General features: G+C 34.8%; 13 protein-coding genes. 12 read left to right on the top strand and 1 reads right to left on the bottom strand.

What is annotated here, in order from left to right; all coding sequences use genetic code 11:
- Positions 1-120: 120 nt before the first annotated feature.
- Entirely contained in the window at positions 121-636 is a 516-nt protein-coding gene (locus RMO83_RS16300; protein WP_310560760.1) for a hypothetical protein, read from the bottom strand.
- Positions 637-1,531: 895 nt separating this feature from the next.
- On the opposite strand from RMO83_RS16300, the gene RMO83_RS16295 reads away from it, so the two are divergent.
- The 12 genes from RMO83_RS16295 (at position 1,532) to RMO83_RS16240 (ending at position 20,420) form a co-directional block, all read left to right on the top strand.
- A complete protein-coding gene (locus RMO83_RS16295; protein ID WP_310560759.1) occupies positions 1,532-3,193 on the top strand; it encodes a T9SS-dependent choice-of-anchor J family protein in 1,662 nt (553 codons plus the stop codon).
- Positions 3,194-3,401: 208 nt separating this feature from the next.
- Positions 3,402-3,836: a CBS domain-containing protein gene (locus tag RMO83_RS16290; protein WP_310560758.1), complete on the top strand. Its 435-nt coding sequence runs from the start codon at positions 3,402-3,404 to the stop codon at positions 3,834-3,836.
- 140 nt (positions 3,837-3,976) lie between these two features.
- On the top strand, positions 3,977-6,262 hold the full coding sequence (locus RMO83_RS16285; RefSeq protein ID WP_310560757.1) for an NADP-dependent malic enzyme: 2,286 nt from the start codon (positions 3,977-3,979) through the stop codon (positions 6,260-6,262).
- An 88-nt stretch (positions 6,263-6,350) separates the two neighbouring features.
- Positions 6,351-6,932, top strand: a complete 582-nt coding sequence (ruvA, locus tag RMO83_RS16280) for a Holliday junction branch migration protein RuvA (RefSeq protein ID WP_310560756.1) — start codon at positions 6,351-6,353, stop codon at positions 6,930-6,932.
- Between the two features lie 36 nt (positions 6,933-6,968).
- The gene (gene sprA, locus RMO83_RS16275; RefSeq protein WP_310560761.1) at positions 6,969-14,249 is read left to right on the top strand and encodes a cell surface protein SprA; all 7,281 of its coding nucleotides are present in this window, start codon (positions 6,969-6,971) and stop codon (positions 14,247-14,249) included.
- Positions 14,250-14,368: 119 nt separating this feature from the next.
- Positions 14,369-14,749: a glycine cleavage system protein GcvH gene (gene gcvH / locus RMO83_RS16270; protein WP_310560755.1), complete on the top strand. Its 381-nt coding sequence runs from the start codon at positions 14,369-14,371 to the stop codon at positions 14,747-14,749.
- On the top strand, positions 14,742-15,128 hold the full coding sequence (locus RMO83_RS16265; RefSeq protein WP_310560754.1) for a VanZ family protein: 387 nt from the start codon (positions 14,742-14,744) through the stop codon (positions 15,126-15,128). The genes gcvH and RMO83_RS16265 overlap by 8 nt, the downstream gene beginning before the upstream one ends.
- 24 nt (positions 15,129-15,152) lie before the next feature.
- Positions 15,153-15,893 (top strand): deoxyribose-phosphate aldolase, encoded by a 741-nt coding sequence (gene deoC, locus RMO83_RS16260; RefSeq protein WP_310560753.1) that lies wholly within the window; start codon positions 15,153-15,155, stop codon positions 15,891-15,893.
- Positions 15,894-15,908: 15 nt separating this feature from the next.
- The gene (locus RMO83_RS16255; protein WP_310560752.1) at positions 15,909-18,026 is read left to right on the top strand and encodes a gliding motility protein RemB; all 2,118 of its coding nucleotides are present in this window, start codon (positions 15,909-15,911) and stop codon (positions 18,024-18,026) included.
- Positions 18,027-18,578: 552 nt separating this feature from the next.
- Complete coding sequence (locus RMO83_RS16250) at positions 18,579-18,779, top strand: hypothetical protein (RefSeq protein ID WP_310560751.1); 201 nt, start codon at positions 18,579-18,581, stop codon at positions 18,777-18,779.
- A gap of 154 nt (positions 18,780-18,933) precedes the next feature.
- Entirely contained in the window at positions 18,934-19,830 is an 897-nt protein-coding gene (gene cyoE, locus RMO83_RS16245; RefSeq protein ID WP_310560750.1) for a heme o synthase, read from the top strand.
- Positions 19,831-19,832: 2 nt separating this feature from the next.
- The gene (locus RMO83_RS16240; protein WP_310560749.1) at positions 19,833-20,420 is read left to right on the top strand and encodes a cytochrome c oxidase subunit 3; all 588 of its coding nucleotides are present in this window, start codon (positions 19,833-19,835) and stop codon (positions 20,418-20,420) included.
- Positions 20,421-20,451 lie beyond the last annotated feature (31 nt).

Genomic DNA, 20,451 nt, shown 5'->3' with positions numbered 1-20,451 from the left:
ATTTTGCCTAACATATTGCCACTTTTTTATACCGAAATATACACTTTTTGGCGATTTAAAAGTACTGTTTTCAACTGAATTTAATCACAAGTTATTAACAATCAAATTGTTAATTCATTTTTAAGGAATGACTAAATAATATTTCCCTTTTTCTTTAATTACTCGGTTTTCAGAATCATTGTCATTACCTATGAAAGCCTTAGCTTTTCCAATCTCTTTCCATTTTTTGTTTTTAAAAGACCAAACGGAAATGTTATTCCACATACCTTCATTTGTTCGAGAAAAAACTATTATTTCATTTGCGTTGTCATTATTAACATCTTCAGTTTTCGCAACAACAATTCCTAAACTTTGTGAAAAGCTTATTTTTGGAATGGTTTTTTTAAATTCAATATTTATATCACAATTATAATTTCCACACTCAATTTCATCTGTATCAATATTCCATTTATAATTTACAAATGCAGTGTCATTAACTTTATCGTTATCAAAATCTCCAACAAAAAACTTTCTATTTTCGGTTTCGATTTTCTTCTGCGCTGGCTTTTCTATTTCTGAGTTTTTCGAAACACTTTTTTTTGTTATAGTTTCACAACCATAAACTACTAAAAGGAAAATTAAAAATCTTATTTTCATAATTATGTTTTCGCTTTTTCTGCGTTCCACTAGACTGAAGGCTAATTACTTTATACGCGCTTAAAATAACCATTGTTTATTCCAAACAGGTATGTTATACGCTTGTTTTTATTTTGTTTTACTTCCCAAATGTATAAAAAAAACTTAAAACCTAATTCCTACAAATTTATTCTTCCATCAGTTTGTCATCATCGATCCAAAACTCTTGCAATTTTTTTAGTAAATATATATTTTCCAACTATTTACATTCAGATTTTGACTATTTACTATAAAATTTTCTCTTAAATGAAATAATTTTTCACTTTGTATTAATATTCTTTTTGTTTTTAACAGCAAATTTCGTCTCCGTAATAGCAGATTTTAAGTCCGTAGTAGAAAAATTTCAGTCGGTGTGAATATCTTTTCAGTCCGTGTGAATATCTTTTGTAATTTTTTACGGTTTAATTAAAAAAATTATTATGAAAAACAAAAAATAATTCATCTTTTACAAAATTTGATTCATTTCTACAAAAGCATTTAGTTTTTAGATTTAAAATTGTTTTTTACTTTAAAACCTGATAGCTATGATAAGACTAAAATCCCTACGATTTTTGCTGTTTTGAAGCCAAATTTTTTTATGGAAATACAATAATTATGGATAGAAAATAATTTTAGGTTTGATCGTGTTACTAGGAGCAAAGTCGGTGCATTTGCGCAGGACAATCGATTCCATTTAGAGTTTTGTAGATGTAATGAGTCTGCATCGAGTGGGGGATTTGGGTAATTTCTGTTTTGTCTATTTGCTTTTAATAGGGTTGCTGCTTTTGTTTTTAATTTGTATGTTTGTCCAACAAATAATATGCTTACTACTTCTTTTGGCAATTCTGAGAGGCTCATCTTTACCATACCCACACTTATGAATAATTTTATCAGGCATACTCTTTTGCTTGTGCTTTTTGTGTTTGGCACATACGAATCACGTGCACAAATCACTATTTTTGACCAGACGATGCTTACCCAAGCTAGTTATAATTTGTTTACGCCCGTTAGTGTTATTGGCACACAAAATTGGACTTTTAGTTCTAGCTATGGTGCAGTTTGTAGTGGGTATTCGGCTGGATTAAATTACGAAAACGAAGATTGGTTGGTTAGTCCGGCTATGAATTTGGCGCAAACCACCAATACCAAGCTTACATTTAGCCATGCGCGTGGTAGCACTCCGTTTGTGAATGTGGGTGTTGCCGAAGGTTGGTATAAAGTTTTTGCAACAGCGAACTATACTGGTGATCCTGTTACAACGACTTGGATAGAATTGACGGGCTTTAACCAAGATATTACTGTGGGATGGATGTATGTTGCATCGGGGGATGTTAGTATTCCAGAAGCAGCTAAGTCGGCCACCTCTCGAATTGCTTTTCGCTATCAGAGTAGTGCAAGCCAAAGCGCGACTTGGGAACTGAAAAATGTAAAGGTTACGGCTGATAGTCCGGTAAACTCGAATACGGCTGGTTTTAAAATCACCACTTGGAATACCGAATGGTTGGGTTGCACCACTTTTGGCCCTACCGATGAAAACTTGCAGCTTAGCAATGTGGCGGCGGCCATGCTGGCGATGAACTCGGATGTTTATTGTATTCAGGAAGTTGCTAATACCTTGACTATCGAGGAGCTTGTAAATAGTATGGGTAATGACGTTTGGGAAGGTAAATATATAGAGGCTTTCAACTGTATCCAAAGACAAGCTATTATTTATAAAAAAGCAAAAGTGCAGTACGTGAATTCGAGTCTGTTAAGCAGTGGTAATGCGGCGCAAGGCAATTCGTATTATTACAACTGGTCGAGTGGCAGGTATCCTGCGGTGTTCAACCTAAACCTTGTTGCAGGCAGTAACTTGGTGCCTTTAACTATTATAAACATCCATGCGAAGGCTGAAAACACTCAGGATCCGATGAATTACACTCGCAGATTGGGTGCTTCGCAGGCATTGAAAACCATTCTTGACGGCAGTAACTATAGCACCAAAAACCTACTTTTGATTGGCGACTACAATGATTACCTTATTGGAACTTCGAGTGCTGTTTGCAGTTGTACGGATTCGCCTTATAAAAACTTTATAGACGACACATTGAATTATACGGGTACTACACAGTATTTGAATAATGCCTATTCGAATGGTCCGTTGATTGATAATATTATGTTCACCAATGAACTGTCTGGAAATTATGTTTTGAACAGTACTGCTCAAGAGATAGCCGTAACAGAAAACATCATTGATTATCGCAACACAACTTCGGATCATTTACCGGTAAGTGCTAGTTTTGAGTTTTCGACGCTTTCTAATCCGATATATACTTATAACCCATTGAACCTTTTGACTGTTTATCCTAATCCGGTGCGCCATGAACTAAGCTTCGATGGAACTGGATTGGAAGATGCTGCGGTCAGTATTTATGATTTAAGTGGCAGACAAATGCGCTCTGAAAAACTAAGCGCTACCGTTATTAATGTTAGCGCATTGTCTTCAGGGATTTATATCCTGAAAGTTGGTCGCCGATTTGGACGATTTGTGAAGAAGTAGATTTTTTTAAATCGTTTGTGGAAAAGTCCAAACTTTACCCCATTTTGCAACAGCAATTAGTATAGATTGGATTGATAAACCTTTGTAAAGCAGCTGTTTTTACAAGAAAAGTATTCATCCTCAATGGTTTTGTTTTTAAATATTTGAATTGGATGTTGGTTAATTCATTTTTTTTCCTAATTTTAGCTTCAAATTAATTTATTCTATTATGACAGTAAATCAAATATTAGCGGTAAAGGGGAAAGAAGTGTATTCAGTACTGCCGTCAATCACAGTATATGAAGCATTAGTTAGTATGAGCGAGAAAAATATTGGAGCTATTTTAGTAGTAGAAGATACGATTTTGAAAGGAATTTTATCTGAAAGAGATTATGCTCGGAAAATCGTTTTGAAAGATAAATCGTCGAAAGAAACATTGGTAGAAGAAATTATGGCAAGCCAGGTTATAACTGTAAAACCTAGTGATAACTTAGACTATTGTATGGAATTGATGTACACCAAAAAAATTAGACACTTACCGGTTTTAGACCATGAAACAATTGTAGGAATTATTTCTATTGGAGATGTCGTAAAATCCATTATTGACATACAAAAAGAAACGATTCAGCATTTAGATTCTTATATTAGTGGCACGCAATCGTAACTACATGACACAGAATAGAAAAACAGCCGCAAAATTTGCGGCTGTTTTTTTAGCAGAAAAATACGGATGAAAAATGAATGTTCAAAAGTCGTCTATTTGATTCAAGTTGTTATCTTTGTTACTGAAATAAATTGTATAAAATGGATAAGAATAGCAAACGATTAGAAGCATTATTATATCACGCAAAACCACAACCTGGAAAGATTCAGGTCGTTCCAACAAAGAAACATGCAACCCAAAGAGACCTTTCTTTAGCTTATTCACCTGGAGTTGCCGAACCTTGTTTAGAAATTGCCAAGGACATTAACAATGTATATAAATACACTTCAAAAGGCAATCTTGTTGCGGTAATATCTAATGGAACTGCAGTTTTAGGACTGGGAGATATTGGGCCTGAAGCGTCTAAACCAGTAATGGAAGGAAAAGGATTGTTGTTCAAAATCTTTGCAGGAATCGATGTATTCGATATTGAAGTTGGGACTAAAGATGTGGAAGAATTCATTCAAACTGTAAAAAACATTGCACCCACTTTTGGGGGAATCAATCTTGAAGATATAAAAGCACCAGAGTCTTTCGAAATAGAAAGAAGATTAGTCGAAGAATTGAATATTCCAGTAATGCATGACGATCAGCACGGAACAGCAATTATCTCGTCGGCAGCGCTAATAAACGCAGTAGAATTAGCGGGTAAAAAAACTGAAGACTTAAAAATGGTGGTTTCTGGAGCTGGATCAGCTGCTTTGGCTTGTGCCAATATGTATGTTTTACTGGGGCTAAAGGTCGAAAATATTCTGATGTTTAATAGCAAGGGAGTTTTAACAAAGGATAACCCAACCTTATCGGAAATGCAATTACAATATGCAACAGATAAAAAACCAATGAGCCTTGAAGAAGCCGTGGTTGGTTCAGATATTTTTCTAGGTTTGTCTTCGGGAGATATCGTGACGCCACAAATGTTGTTAGGAATGGCAGATAACCCCATCGTTTTTGCAATGGCAAATCCGAATCCAGAAATTGCCTATAATCTTGCTATTTCCACCCGAAAAGATGTCATTATGGCAACAGGTCGCTCAGACCATCCTAATCAAGTGAATAACGTTCTTGGATTTCCTTATATTTTTAGAGGAGCACTAGATGTACGAGCAACAAAAATAAATGAAGAAATGAAAATGGCAGCTGTTTATGCTCTCGCTGCTTTAGCCAAAGAGACGGTTCCGGAGCAAGTAAATATTGCTTATGGCGCCACAAAATTGACTTTTGGTCGTGATTATATTATTCCATCTCCTTTTGATCCTCGATTGATCGCTGTCGTTGCACCAGCAGTGGCGAAAGCTGCAATGGACTCAGGTGTGGCTCAGCATCCAATTCACGATTGGAAAAAATATGAAGAAGAGCTTTTCGAACGTATGGGAAGTGATAACAAAATGGTTCGAATGCTAATTAATAGAGCTAAAACCGACCCTAAAAAAATTGTTTTTGCCGAAGCAGATCATATCGATGTGCTGAAAGCAGCTCAAGTGGTTTATGAAGAGGGCATTGGATTTCCTATTTTGTTAGGAAAAAAAGATGTTATTTTAGAATTAAAAAACGAACTAGGTTTTGATGCCGATGTTCCAATTATTGATCCAAAAATGCCAGAGGAAGTTGCCAGAAAAAATAAATTTGCCAAGGCCTACTGGGAAACCAGAAGACGCAGAGGGATTTCGTTATTTGACGCACAAAATCTAATGCGAGAAAGAAATTATTTTGCAGCTATGATGGTCAATGAAGGAGAAGCAGATGCTTTGGTCAGTGGATATTCACGAAGTTATCCCTCTGTAGTAAAACCGATGTTACAACTTATTGAAAAAGCGCCAGGTGTTTCGCTAGTAGCCACAACAAACTTAATGATAACCAGTCGTGGCCCAATGTTTTTGTCTGATACAGCAATTAATATTAATCCAACTGCTGAAGAACTTGCCAAAATTGCCATCATGACCGCTAATGTGGCGAAATTATTTGGTGTGGTTCCTGTCATTGCAATGATCTCTTTTTCTAACTTTGGGTCTTCTACAAATCATAGCGCAACTAAAGTAAGAGAAGCCGTCGAATACTTACACAAACATCATCCTGAAATGATTATTGATGGTGAAATTCAAGCTGATTTTGCTTTAAATCCTGAAATGTTGAAAGCTAAATTCCCATTTTCTAAACTAGCGGGCAAGAAAGTTAACACCTTGATTTTTCCAAATCTAGAATCTGCCAATATTACGTATAAGCTTTTAAAAGAATTAAATCAAGTTGATTCCATCGGGCCAATAATGTTAGGAATGGGAAAACCGGTACACATCTTTCAATTGGGCGCTAGTGTAGAAGAAATGGTAAATATGGCCGCAGTTGCGGTAATCGATGCTCAAGAACTAGAAAAGAAAAAAAGTAAAAAGTAAAATATTTATTACTTAAAAGCAGGACTTAGTTAAAGTTGGCAAAAATTTGGGTGAGTTTTGGTATATTTGGACACTTTTATAATATAGTATGATAGCGCATTTGCAAGGGAAATTAGTAGAAAAAACACCAACTCAAGTAGTAATTGATTGTGGTGGCGTAGGATATGATGTCAATATTTCGTTGCATACCTACTCGTTACTTCCAGCTACTGATTTTGTTAAACTTTTTACCTATCTTCAAATTAAGGAAGACTCCCATACTTTATTTGGTTTTGTAGAAAAATCAGAAAGAGAAATCTTCAAATTATTATTGTCGGTTTCTGGAATTGGTGCAAGTATTGCTAGAACAATGCTATCTTCATTAGACCCCAAGCAAATTACAAATGCAATTGCCTCAGGCGATGTAATTACGATTCAATCCATTAAAGGAATTGGCAGTAAAACTGCTCAAAGAGTAATACTAGATTTAAAAGACAAAGTACTAAAATTATATGATTTAGACGAAGTTTCGATGTCACAAAGCAATACAAATAGAGATGAAGCGTTATCTGCTTTGGAGGTTTTGGGTTTTGTGCGGAAAACTTCGGAACGAGTTGTAGAAAAAATAATTAAAGATGCCCCAGAAAGTTCAGTTGAATCTATCATCAAGCAGGCTTTAAAAAACTTATAAAAGTTGAAATTACAGTATTTACAAAAGAGACCATACGTGCATAAAATAGGTGTGCTTATACTGATTTTATTTTGTGGTTTTGTATCGCGTGCTCAAGTAAATCCGGTAACTCAAGATACAATTCCGCCGGGATTTTCAACCGGAAAAATCAATCTTAAAGATCCAAAAAGTATTGTCAACGCGTATTCCTTTGACCCAACTACGGGAATGTATATCTTGTCTAAAACTATTGGCGATTTCCCGGCAAACTATCCTTCTATTTTATCTCCAAAAGAATTTGAAGATAGGGTAAGAAAAGAATCGATGCGCAACTATTTTAAAGATAAACTAGATGCTATAGATGGAAAAAAAGGTGGTGATAGTTTGGCTAAAAAAGATTTATTACCGCGCTATTACATAAAATCAGGGCTTTTTGAAACTATTTTCGGAAGTAATACGATCGATATAAAACCAACTGGATCTATCGAAATGGATTTAGGGATACGCTACACAAAACAAGACAATCCCGCCTTTTCCCCGAGAAATAGATCGGTACTTGCTTTCGATTTTAATCAAAGAATTAGTATGAGTTTGATGGGTAAAGTAGGAACCCGACTGAATGCAAATGTCAATTATGATACGCAGTCCACTTTTGCCTTTCAAAATCTAATTAAGCTTGAATATACACCGACCGAAGACGATATTATTCAAAAAATAGAGGTTGGTAACGTAAGTATGCCGTCGAATAGTGCTTTGATAAAAGGAGCACAAAGTTTGTTTGGGGTGAAAACTAAACTGCAGTTTGGAAAAACAAGTATAACAGGTGTTTTCTCAGAACAAAAATCGGAGACCAAAACTGTTGTTGCTGAAGGTGGCGGAACAGTTCAAGACTTTGAAATGTTTGCTTTGGATTATGACAATGACAGACATTTTTTCCTTTCGCAATACTTTAGAAACAATTACGATAGAGCCTTAGAAAAGTATCCATTTATCAATAGTAGAGTTCAAATAACTAGGTTGGAAATTTGGGTGACCAATAGACAAAATAGAGTTACTACCACCAATAATAATCTAAGGAATATCATTGCAATTCAAGATTTAGGCGAAGGCGAGATAATAGACAATACTGGTGTGCCAATCCCTGGAGGACAGAATGAGGTAGTAGTCGTAAACCCTATTCCTCCAGATTTTTTTACAGATCAACCAGTTCCTTTGAAAAAGCCCTATCCGTCAGACAACAAGAATAATAAGTATGATCCAGAACGAATTGGTCTAGCAGCTAGTTTGTTAAATAACAATATTCGTGAAATTGCTACGTCAGGCTCTGGTTTTAATGCTACTGTAAATGAAGGAGCAGATTATTCTAAGTTAGAAAATGCTAGAAAATTAATGGCGAACGAATACACCTTTAATCCACAATTGGGATACATTTCCTTGCAGCAACGTCTTGCCAATGACGAAGTTCTTGCTGTTGCCTATCAATACACCATTGGAGACCAAGTGTATCAAGTAGGGGAATTTGGAAATGACGGGGTTGATGCAACGGTGGTTACCGGAACCACACCTGCCGATCAAGCCATTATTTCGCAGAGTTTGATTTTGAAAATGTTGAAAAGTAATTTGACTAATGTTAAAAATCCTGTTTGGAACTTGATGATGAAAAATATTTATCAAATTCCCGGAGCATATCAATTAAAACAAGAAAATTTTAGATTCAATATTCTTTATACTGATCCTTCGCCCATAAATTATATCACGCCAGTAGCAGGAAGTAGTTTTCCAGCAAATCCAACACAAGGAAATGAAGTGGCCGAAACACCTTTACTTAAAGTCTTTAATTTAGACAAATTGAATTTCAACAACGATCCACAAGCTGGTGGAGATGGTTTCTTCGATTTTATGCAAGGATTAACTATTGATACACAAAACGGTCGAATTATATTTACCAATAAAGAGCCTTTTGGAGAACTTTTATTCTCAAAATTGTCTAATGGGACTGGAGAAAATTATAAGGACGCTGGCACGTATAATGCGAATCAAAAGAAATACGTGTTCCGAAGTATGTATGCTAATACACAAGCTGGAGCCTTGCAAGACAGCGATAAAAACAAATTCTTGTTAAGAGGAAAATACAAATCTACAGGTGGTGATGGAATTCCTATTGGAGCTTTCAATGTGCCGAGAGGTTCTGTAATAGTGACAGCTGGCGGAAGAGTTTTGGTTGAAGGCATCGATTATAGTGTCAATTACCAATTGGGAAGAGTTCAAATTTTGGATCCATCACTGCAAGCCTCTAATACGCCAATTAGCGTTTCATTAGAAAACAATTCCATCTTTGGTCAACAAACCAAACGTTTTTTTGGTATTTATGTAGAACATCAAATTTCGGATAAATTTTTATTGGGCGCCACTTTCTTAAAATTAAGTGAAAGACCATTTACCCAAAAATCTAGTTTTGGACAAGAAGCTGTAAACAATAGTATGTTTGGTTTCAACGGCAATTATTCAACAGAAGTTCCGTTTTTCACCCGATTAGTAAACAAATTACCCAATATGGATACCGATGCTCCTTCTAATCTTTCAGTGAGAGGAGAAGTTGCATTTTTGAAACCAGATAATCCTAAGGGAAATAGTTTTCAGGGGGAATCAACCATTTATGTAGATGATTTTGAGGGTTCGCAATCTACCATTGATATGCGTTCTCCATTTGCTTGGAAATTGTCATCAACCCCTCTTAATGACAGTGAAAGTCTTTATGATTTTAATGCCAATGCCAATGATTTGAGTTACGGTTTCAAACGAGCTAAATTATCTTGGTACACCATCGACCCTGTTTTTTTTACTTCTAAGCCTGCGGGAATTTCAAATGATGATTTGTCTTCAAATATCACTAGAAGAATTTTTAGCCAAGAATTATATCCGCTAACAGATATTGCTCAAGGACAATCGCAAGTGGTAAATACTTTAGATTTGACTTATTATCCAGTGGAAAGAGGGATGTACAATAATGCTTTGAATGTTGGCGCCAATCCTAAGGATAATTTTGGAGGAATTATGCGTTCTTTGAATTCAACCAATTTCGAACAAGGAAATGTAGAATATATTCAGTTTTGGGTTTTAGATCCGTATGTTGGTGTAGGCGAAATTCCAAAGGTCAATACAGGGAAAATTTATTTTAATTTAGGAGAAATATCCGAAGACATTTTGAAAGATGGACGAAAACAATATGAAAACGGATTAGGTCCAGATCAAGTAAAAGTAAACCCGCAACCCATTTGGGGAGATGTTCCAGCCTCACAGTCCTTAATTTACGCCTTTGATGTCAATGCCGCAAATCGAACCAATCAAGATTTAGGTTTGGACGGTTTGCCAGGGTCTAAAGAAGCTGCTATTTATGCCAATTATGCTTCAGAACCCGATCCTGCAGCAGATGATTATAAGTATTATTTAAATGTAAAAGGAGGAATTGTGGATCGATATCGAGATTATAACGGTGTGGAAGGCAACTCTGCAGTTGATATAAACGATGCTAATCGAGCAGCAACTGCTGAACCAGATGTAGAGGACATCAACAGGGATAATACAATGAACACCATTAATGCCTATTACGAATATAGTGTTGATATGAAACCCAATATGACCGTAGGGCAAAATTATATTACCGATATTAGAAACACTCAAATTACAATGGACAATGGGGAAGTGACTGATGCACGATGGATTCAGTTTAAAATCCCTGTTGCTCAACCTGAAAATACTATAGGAAATATATCCGATTTTAGATCCATTCGTTTTATGAGACTATTTATGACCGGTTTCAGCGATGCTGTTACTGTTCGTTTTGGTGCTTTAGATTTAGTTCGAGGTGATTGGAGAAGATATACAAATACATTAGATCCAAGTGACGCTAATCCAAATGATGACAACACAACACTTGATGTATTAGCAGTAAATCTTCAAGAAAATAATGATAGATGCCCTATAAATTATATCATTCCGCCTGGAGTGCAACGAGAACAATTGTATAGCGGTAATACCGTTATCAATCAAAATGAGCAGTCACTGTCACTTAGAGTTTCAGGCGAAGGATTAGAACCCCAAGATTCTAGAGCGGTGTTTAAAAACGTGAGTGTTGATATGCGACAGTTCAATAAGTTAAAAATGTTTTTGCACGCTGAATCTTTACCAAACGAAATTACTCTTGAGGATAATCAAATGACAGGCTTTATCCGTTTTGGAAATGACTTTACTCAGAATTTTTATCAAATCGAAATACCATTAAAAATAACGCAACCCGCTTCTTCAGTGGGAGTAAATTGTGCTGCTTTAAGTTCAGAATCCGTTTGGCCTGCCGAAAACGAAATCGATTTGGCACTGTCATTATTGACAAAGCTAAAAATTCAAGCGATGAGTATTGACCCAAGTACTTTGCCAGCTGACGGAATCTACTATCAAAACGAAGATGAACTTGACCCTTCATTATCGGGAAAAACTAACAAATTAAAATTAGGTATAAAAGGAAATCCTAATTTTGGTCTGGTTCGGACTTTAATGTTAGGCGTAAAAAATTATGAACGTCTAGACTTAAAAGGGGAAGTTTGGTTCAACGAGCTTCGTGTTGCCGATATGGATAATAGTTCAGGTATGGCAGCGGTATTGAATGTGGATACTAATCTTGCTGACTTTGCAACTATTTCGGCTTCAGGAAGAAAAAGCACTATTGGGTTTGGAGGGATAGAACAAGGGCCAAACGATAGAAACCGTGAAGATACTCAACAATACAATATTGTTACCAATTTAAGTTTAGGGAAGTTATTACCGCCGAAATGGAAAATCAATATTCCGTTTAATTATTCTATCGGAGAAGAAACTATTACTCCAGAGTATGACCCATTCAATGCCGACATCATTTTAAAACAATTGTTAGACAACACAACCGATAAAGCCCAAAGGGATAATATCAAAAATAGAGCAATTGATTATACCAAAAGAAAAAGCATCAATTTTATTGGAGTAAGAAAAGATAGAGGTGCTGAACAAAAGCAGCGGATTTATGATGTGGAAAATTTTACGTTTTCTCAGTCTTTTAATGAAGTAGAACGCCATGATTATGAAATCGAACAATTTACCAATCAAGAATCTAGTACTGCAATTGATTATGCTTTTAGCTTTCAGCCTAAACCAATCGAGCCGTTCAAGAAATCAAAATTTACAAAAAAAAGTTCCTACTGGAAAGCCTTGAGCGATTTCAATTTCAATTATTTACCTACGAATATCAATTTTAGCACTAATATTCTAAGACAATACAACCGCCAACAGTTCAGGCAAGTGGATGTTGAAGGAATTGGATTAGATCCATTATATCGCAGAAATTATGCGTTCAATTACAATTATGGATTCAATTATAATTTGACTAAAAACCTGAAATTTAATTACACTGCCTCGTCCAATAATATTGTCAAAAACTATTTGAATTCCGATAATGTTCCAATTGATGATTTAACCATTTGGGATACGTATTTGGATGTGGGACAAGCCAATCAACACATGCAACAATTGGTGATGAATTATGAAATTCCGCTAGACAAGATACCTGTATTTAGTTTTATAAAAGCAAATTATTCCTATACAGGTGATTATAGTTGGCAACGTGCATCAGTAGCTTTATCTAATTATGTTGATGATAATGGAAATTCTTTTAATTTAGGAAATACAATTCAAAATGCCATTTCACATAATTTAAATGCCAATATGAATATGGATTTGTTTTATAAGTATATCGGACTTACAAAAAGTGACCAAAATAAAGCTAAGCCTAAAGCCGCAGCTCCAAAACCAGGCGAAAAAATTGTTAATACCAAAGTTTTGGCACCCAAAACAAACACTTTTATGAATGGTATAATAGGAATAGTAACCAGTGTAAAAACCATTCAAGCCAATTACACTAAAAGCAGCGGTACAGTTTTGCCGGGATATACGCCAGGAATTGGATTCTTTGGAAGTTCAAAACCGACAATCGGATTTCTTTTTGGAAGTCAAGACGATGTGAGATATGAATCGGCCAAGAATGGTTGGCTTACTTCATATCAAGAGTTTAATCAAAATTACACTCAAGTTACCAACGAGGTATTTAAGTCAACGGTCAATATCGATTTGTTACCTGATTTAAAAATAGATTTATCATTAGACCGATCGTATTCTAAAAATTTTTCAGAACAATATGATGTTTCGGATAGCCAAAATAATGATGGGGTTTTGGATTATAACCCACGATCGCCATACAATTATGGTATGTTTTCTATTTCGACCATTTTAATCAAAACTTCTTTTTCTGCGAGTGACGAAAACACATCGGCTGTTTTTGATGACTTTAGAAACAATAGACTTCTGGTGGCGGATCGATTAGCTGCCGTGCAATATGGAACTACAATTCCAAGATATGACGCTAGTACACTTCCTGCTGAAAACTCTGGAGTACCAATTGATAATTTAGCAAATCCTAACAATCCAGAAAGGCGAATAACCCTTTCAAACGATGGATTCCCAAAAGGCTTCGGAAAAAACAATCAGGCGGTTTTATTACCTGCTTTTTTAGCAGCCTATTCTGGCGAGAGTGCTTCAACTGTTTCTACGGGGATTTTTAAAAGTTTTCCAGTACCAAACTGGTCTATCAAGTACAACGGTTTGATGCGTTACGATTTCTTCAAAAAGAATTTCAAACGGTTCTCTTTGCAACAAAATTATAGGGCTTCTTACACCATAAATGCTTTTAGATCGAATTTCGAATACGACAAAAATCCGAATGGAGTAGATTTAAGTGGCAATTTCTACAACAAAACCATTATGTCTAATGTCAATTTAGTAGAGCAGTTTAATCCACTTGTTCGAATGGATTTTGAATTGAAAAGCTCGCTAAAAATCTTAACTGAAATCAAAAGAGACCGCGCATTATCGATGAGTTTTGACAATAATTTGTTGACTGAAGTCAAAGGAACAGAATATGTAGTAGGAATGGGTTATCGCATAAAAGATGTAGTTTTTTCGTCGAGACTTGCCGATAATGCGACTGGAATTATAAAGAGTGATGTTATTTTAAAAGCTGATTTTTCGTATCGTAACAATAAAACGATTGTCAGATATTTAGATTATGACAACAATCAATTAGCAGGTGGACAAGACATTTGGTCATTGAAGTTGACTGCCGATTATTCCTTTAGTAAAAATCTGACTGCGATTTTCTATTACGATCATGCTTTTTCGCAAGCAGTTGTATCAACTTCTTTTCCTTTGACAAATGTTCGATCTGGGTTTACACTGCGATATAATTTCGGAAATTAATTTTTTTAAATTGCAATAATTTTTGAATAGAAGATGGTTACATTTGCATCCATAAAAACACATTGAAAGGTCTTGTCATTAACAATGACAAAATCTAAAATCTAAAATCTAAAATCATAATGAACATACCAGAAAATTTAAAATACACCAAAGATCACGAATGGGTTAGCATTGAAGGTGCTATTGCAACAATAGGAATTACTCATTTTGCACAAAAAGAATTAGGCGATATTGTATATGTTGAGGTAGAAACTTTAGACCAAACTCTCGATAAAGACGAGGTTTTTGGAACCGTTGAAGCCGTAAAAACAGTTTCGGATTTATTTCTTCCTCTTGCTGGCGAAATTATCGAGTTTAATGACGCACTTGAAAGCAAGCCCGAAAGTGTAAATGAAGATCCTTATGGCGCAGGTTGGATGATAAAAGTGAAAATCGCAAATCCTACCGAAATTGACTCCTTGCTTTCAAGTGAATCCTACAAAGTATTGATTGGTGCGTAAAAATTTATTTTTAACGGCAGCTTTATTCTGGACTGGAGTAATCTTGTTTCTTTGTCTTGACAACGCAAATAATTTGCCAGTAATAAATATACTATATATAGACAAAGTTATTCACGTTGTTCTTCATTTTGTATTTACAACACTCTGGTTTTTGTATTTAAAAAAGAAATTAGATAATGCTAGTAATTTTAAACCTTTAGCCTTGGCATTTGTATTCTCCTTTATTTTTGGGATTTTAATCGAGCTGATGCAACAATATTTTACAACAACAAGAATTGCAGATATTTTTGATGTTTTGTCGAATCTATTGGGAGCAAGTTTTGCTGTCACCACAATCATTTTGTTGAATGCCTATAACCGAATTATAGATAAAATTTAATTCACAAAATTACACTCAAAACAAATGAATATTAAGCAATATTTAGATTCAACTTATTTAAAAACTCCCGCACAAGCAGGACTAAGCGAAGCTGAAAATACAATTATTGTTAAAGAATTTATTCAAGAAGCTATCGAGGAGAATTTCAAACTTATTATGATTCGTCCTGATATGGTTTCCTTAGCAAGCAAAATGATTACAGATGCTAATTCAGTGGTTCAAATAGGTACAGTAATTGATTTTCCAGAAGGAAAAGCAGGTTTAGAAGCCAAACTTTTCGAAGCAGCTCAAGCGATTCAAGATGGAGCTGATGATTTAGACTTTGTTTGCAATTACGAAGCTTTCAAAGCCGGAAATGTGGATTTGGTCAAAGAAGAAATTTTAAATTGTACCCAATTGGGCTTGGCAAATAACAAAGTCGTAAAATGGATTATTGAAGTAGCAGCACTGAGTGAAAAGCAAATAATTCAACTGTCCGTATTGATAAAAAACCTTATTATTACTAATTTTAAGGAAGAAAATTATGCTTCGGTTTTTGTAAAATCGTCAACAGGTTTTTATAAAACAGAGGATAATTTGCCAAACGGGGCAACTGTTCCAGCCATTATTATAATGCTCGAAAATGCCAATCCGCTTCCTGTAAAAGCTGCTGGTGGGGTGAGAACTTATGAAGAAGCACTTGAAATGATTCGTTTAGGCGTAAAACGAATTGGCACTTCTGGTGCAAAAGCCATTGCTCACGGACAAAAAACAGAAGGTTACTAAAATCAATACAATACTATGAAAAAAGGATTCCTGACATTACTTTTATCTCTTATTAATTTTGTGACTTTTGCTCAAGACGAGAAGAGTAAAAGCACTAATTTTTCTCCCGAGCAATTTCCTATTTTCCCCAAATGTGAAAATTTGCAATCCGCAGCATTAGAAAAATGTTTTTACAATGAAGTTCAGGATTTCGTTTACAAAAATTTTGTAGTTCCTGAAAATTTGGTTCAAAATAATTTTACAGGCAATGTAAAAGTACTTTTTGAAGTTGATAAAAACGGTGCGTTCAAAGCGATTTATGTCAACGCTGTCGATGAGGCGCTGATAGTTGAGGCGAAAAGAGTTTTTGCAAAATTTCCAAATAGTAAACCCGCAACCTACAACGGAAATCCCACTTTTTCTCAATACAACATCACCATTGCAATACCTTTGAAAAGTACAGAACAACTAGATTCTGTAGCCGTTGTTGTAGCCGAGACCATAAAAGTAATTCCTAAAAAACTCACAGAATTAGATAGCATTGTCTATAAAAAATTCAATAATCCACAGTTTGAAAGCCATTTGAACGTTCCTTTTTCGCACAGTTTTTATGCCCGTTTTGATGGCGCATTGAATCAAGTTGGAGCTAATAATCATACGGCTTCAAAACCTTATACTTATGTAGAAGTTGCTAAATATTACAATCTTGCTGCTGAAAACGAAAAGATAAAGAAAAAAGCTTCTGGATGGTGGGCAAGAAAGTTATGGAATGAGAACTTGGTCGAAATCCAAGGTGAGGACTATTGGTTTGTCTTAAATCCGATTATCGATTTACAAGTAGGTAAAGCATCAGGTAATAAGCAAGTGAACACTTTTATAAATACACGTGGAATAAATTTGAGTGGAGGTTTGGGATCTACATTAAATTTCACAACAACCATTTATGAAAGTCAAGGCCGTTTTGCTGATTATTACAATCGATATGCCAATTCCATAAAACCTGCTGGCGGAAATCCAGCTATTATTCCAGGAATTGGAATTGCTAAAGATTTTAAGACAGATGCGTATGATATTCCATCGGCCGATGCCAATTTGACTTTTGCTCCATCTAAATTCATCGATTTACAATTGGGTTATGGTAGAAATTTTATAGGTGACGGTTACCGTTCTTTATTCGAAAGTGACGGAGCAAGTCCGTATCCTTATTTTAAAATAAACACTAATTTCTGGAAAGTAAAATACACAAATACCTATATGTGGCTCAAAGATGTGCGTCCCGAAGCAACTCTCGAAAGAACCTATTCGACCAAATATATGGCGAACCATTATTTGAGTTGGAATATTTCTAATCGATTAAATCTAGGGCTTTTTGAATCTGTAATTTGGACAGATACCAACAATAGAGGTTTTGATATGCACTTTGTAAACCCCATTATTTTTTATCGCTCCGTTGAGTTTGCTTCATCGGCTCGAACTGGGAATGCAGTTTTGGGTTTTAGTTCTAAGTACAAATGGAGCAACAACGTTAGTCTTTATGGACAATTTTTGTTAGATGAGTTTTCGTTGGGAGAAATTAAAAATGAATCCAATAGTTGGAAAAATAAATTTGCGTACCAGATGGGTGTGAAATATTTCAATGCTTTTAAAGTTAATAATTTATTGTTGCAATTAGAATTTAATCACGTCCGTCCGTATGTGTATTCGCATAGTACACCGATTACCAATTACGGACACAACAATCAAAACATGGGGCATCCTTGGGGAGGAAATTTTGAAGAACTTTTAGCTATTGCGAGGTATCACAAAGGAAGATTTTATGCCGATGCAAAAATAACCATTGGAACAAGGGGATTTGATTTTGCTAATTCAGGTACCAATTCAAATTTTGGAGGAAATATTTACAGAGATTACGATGACGACAGACCGTATAATTCTGGCGTGAAAGTAGGGCAAGGAAATAAAACTAACATTTTTATCACCGATTTACAAGCTGGATATTTGGTTAACCCAATGACTAATTTGAAACTTTTCGGTAGTTTTATTTATAGAAACTTCAACCCAAATCAAAACACAGCAACAGTATTTAACGAAAGTACAACTTGGTTTTCTTTAGGCATTCGTTCGGATGTGTTTAATTGGTATTTTGATTATTAGTGAAATGAAATCAATTCACCGAAAAATGTTTGCGTTCTTATTTACAACTATTGTAATTTCTTTTATTTTTTTTGCAAACAATAAAATATGTGAATATTTTCATTTGATGATGTATCCAAAAATACCAAATTGAATTATTTATTGTTTTTTGAAAGAAGTAGCTGTGACGCAGTAGAATCTGAAAATACAATTTTTAACCTTATTTTTACTTTTTTTGTTGGATTATTGGTTTCAATTTTTAGCATTAGATTTATGAGAAATAAATTTAATTTTTAAATATAAATACCATCTTTTCAATTTTTCATCTAACCACAAACTCTAAAGTTGTGGTTTTTTTATTTTAAAAAAAAACTGCCAAAATGAGGAAAACCGTAAGGAAGTGATTTTTATAGAATCTAAGTTTGCTGTATATTAACAACTTGAGCAAATGGAACAATCAGTTTTTCAACCATTAATTTATTGTCGACTCTAAATTAGTTGCTATAGGTTTTGGCGCCATTTGCGTTATTTATTTAGTGTAGTAAATTTTTGGTAACAAATAATCATAAAACTATGATTACAGTTAAAACAATTGAAAAGGAATCCTTGGACAAAATATCTAGTTTAGATTTGAGTTACGTGATTTTCTTTTGGAGGGAATATAATTCAAATTCAGTGCTAATTGCTTATGACGAATTAAAAAAAAGGGAATATCCTATATCTGCAAGTTTTTTAGATAAAATGATTGAGTTTCGTAAAATTAATTCATTATAACTATGCAGGAAATACGATTCTGACCGTGAGTAATTTAATTTCTGGAAGGGTTATAATGAGGAATTATTAAAATCAGTTTTTTATGAATTGTTTTTTGTCTATTCCCTTTTGATAAACTACTTTTGCCAAAGTTTTAAAATAAAGCAATCAAACTTTGAATACCACATCTATTTCCATTAAATCCATTTATATTGATTTCAAAGCAATCACTAAAGCGGGTTTGGCTATTAGTGTTGTTTTTTCATCAGTCGCTGGTTTTTTGTTGGGTGTTTCTGATATTTTCTCGTTAGATTGGATGATTTTGTTAAAACTGGTTATTGGCGGTTATTGTATGGTAGGCGCATCGAATGCCTATAATCAAGTCATCGAAAAAGACCTTGACGCCTTGATGGACCGAACCAAGAATCGTCCTGTTCCAGCCGGAAGAATGTCGCCGAATCTCGCGTTGGTTATTGCTAGTATTCTTACCCTTATCGGGATTATTTTACTATATACCATCAATCCAAAAACAGCAATGTTTGGTGCGATTTCTATAGTTTTATATACAAGTATGTATACACCTTTAAAAACAGTTACTCCTTTGTCGGTTTTTGTTGGAGCGATTCCTGGAGCAATTCCGTTTATGTTGGGTTGGGTTGCTGCTACGGGCAATTTTGGTATTGAAGCAGGTACTTTATTTTTGATTCAGTTTTTTTGGCAGTTTCCTCACTTTTGGGCAATAGGTTGGTTTTTATTCGAAGATTATGAAAAAGCAGGTTTCTTCATGTTGCCAACAGGAAAAAAAGATAATGCAACAGCTCTGCAAATATTATTGTATACCGCTTGGTTAATTGTAGCTTCGCTTTTGCCTTCTTTGGGTTATACAGGGCAATTATTTATTTCGCCAGTAGCAACAGTTTTGGTATTTTTGCTAGGACTTTGGATGCTTTTTTACGGGGTGAAATTATATAAATCAAGAACTCCCAAAGCCGCGAGAACTTTAATGCTGGTGAGTGTTGCTTATATTACTTTATTGCAGTTAATTTATATATTTGATAAAATTTTAAGATAGCTATGACAACGACAATGACCGCCGAAGAGCAGAAATCAAGAACAGCAAGATCATACAAATTGTTGTTATTGTTTGCCATGATTAGTATGATTATGATGTTTGCTGGGCTAACTAGTGCTTTTGTGGTAAGTAAATCCAGAGCCGACTGGTTGAAGGATTTTCAATTACCCACTGCATTTTATTATAGTACAGCAGTGATTATTGGCTGTAGTATCACTTTCCATTTGGCAAAAAAAGCCATTCAAAAGGACAATCAAAAAGCGACAACTTCTTTTCTTTTGGCTACTTTAGCCTTAGGGATTTTATTTGTGGTATTGCAATTTGTGGGTTTTGGACAAATTGTAGAAAGCGGTTATTATTTTACAGGTGCCGAAAGTTCAATTACAACTACATTTCTATATATAGTTACTGTAGTTCACTTGTTGCACCTTGCTGGCGGACTGATTGCGCTTTTTATCATCATATTCAAACAATTGAGACATAAATATAATTCGACAGAAACTTTAGGTATTGAACTAGGTGCTATGTACTGGCACTTTCTAGATTTATTGTGGATTTATTTATTTTTATTTTTATTTTTCTTTGAATAAGAAAAATTGTAGATTTGACAACTTTTAATTA

This window comes from Flavobacterium sp., assembly GCF_031423415.1.
Taxonomy (GTDB): domain Bacteria; phylum Bacteroidota; class Bacteroidia; order Flavobacteriales; family Flavobacteriaceae; genus Flavobacterium.
The sequence above is the reverse complement of the archived record's forward strand: the minus strand, read 5'-3'. Positions and strand labels throughout refer to the sequence as shown.

Bases quoted from the DNA above. Each gene is read 5' to 3' on its own strand.
- gcvH (WP_310560755.1), top strand. From the start codon at position 14,369: ATGAACATACCAGAAAATTTAAAATACACCAAAGATCACGAATGGGTT.
- RMO83_RS16300 (WP_310560760.1), bottom strand. From the start codon at position 636: ATGAAAATAAGATTTTTAATTTTCCTTTTAGTAGTTTATGGTTGTGAA.
- RMO83_RS16295 (WP_310560759.1), top strand. From the start codon at position 1,532: ATGAATAATTTTATCAGGCATACTCTTTTGCTTGTGCTTTTTGTGTTT.
- RMO83_RS16255 (WP_310560752.1), top strand. From the start codon at position 15,909: ATGAAAAAAGGATTCCTGACATTACTTTTATCTCTTATTAATTTTGTG.
- RMO83_RS16240 (WP_310560749.1), top strand. From the start codon at position 19,833: ATGACAACGACAATGACCGCCGAAGAGCAGAAATCAAGAACAGCAAGA.
- RMO83_RS16285 (WP_310560757.1), top strand. From the start codon at position 3,977: ATGGATAAGAATAGCAAACGATTAGAAGCATTATTATATCACGCAAAA.
- ruvA (WP_310560756.1), top strand. From the start codon at position 6,351: ATGATAGCGCATTTGCAAGGGAAATTAGTAGAAAAAACACCAACTCAA.
- RMO83_RS16290 (WP_310560758.1), top strand. From the start codon at position 3,402: ATGACAGTAAATCAAATATTAGCGGTAAAGGGGAAAGAAGTGTATTCA.
- deoC (WP_310560753.1), top strand. From the start codon at position 15,153: ATGAATATTAAGCAATATTTAGATTCAACTTATTTAAAAACTCCCGCA.
- RMO83_RS16250 (WP_310560751.1), top strand. From the start codon at position 18,579: ATGATTACAGTTAAAACAATTGAAAAGGAATCCTTGGACAAAATATCT.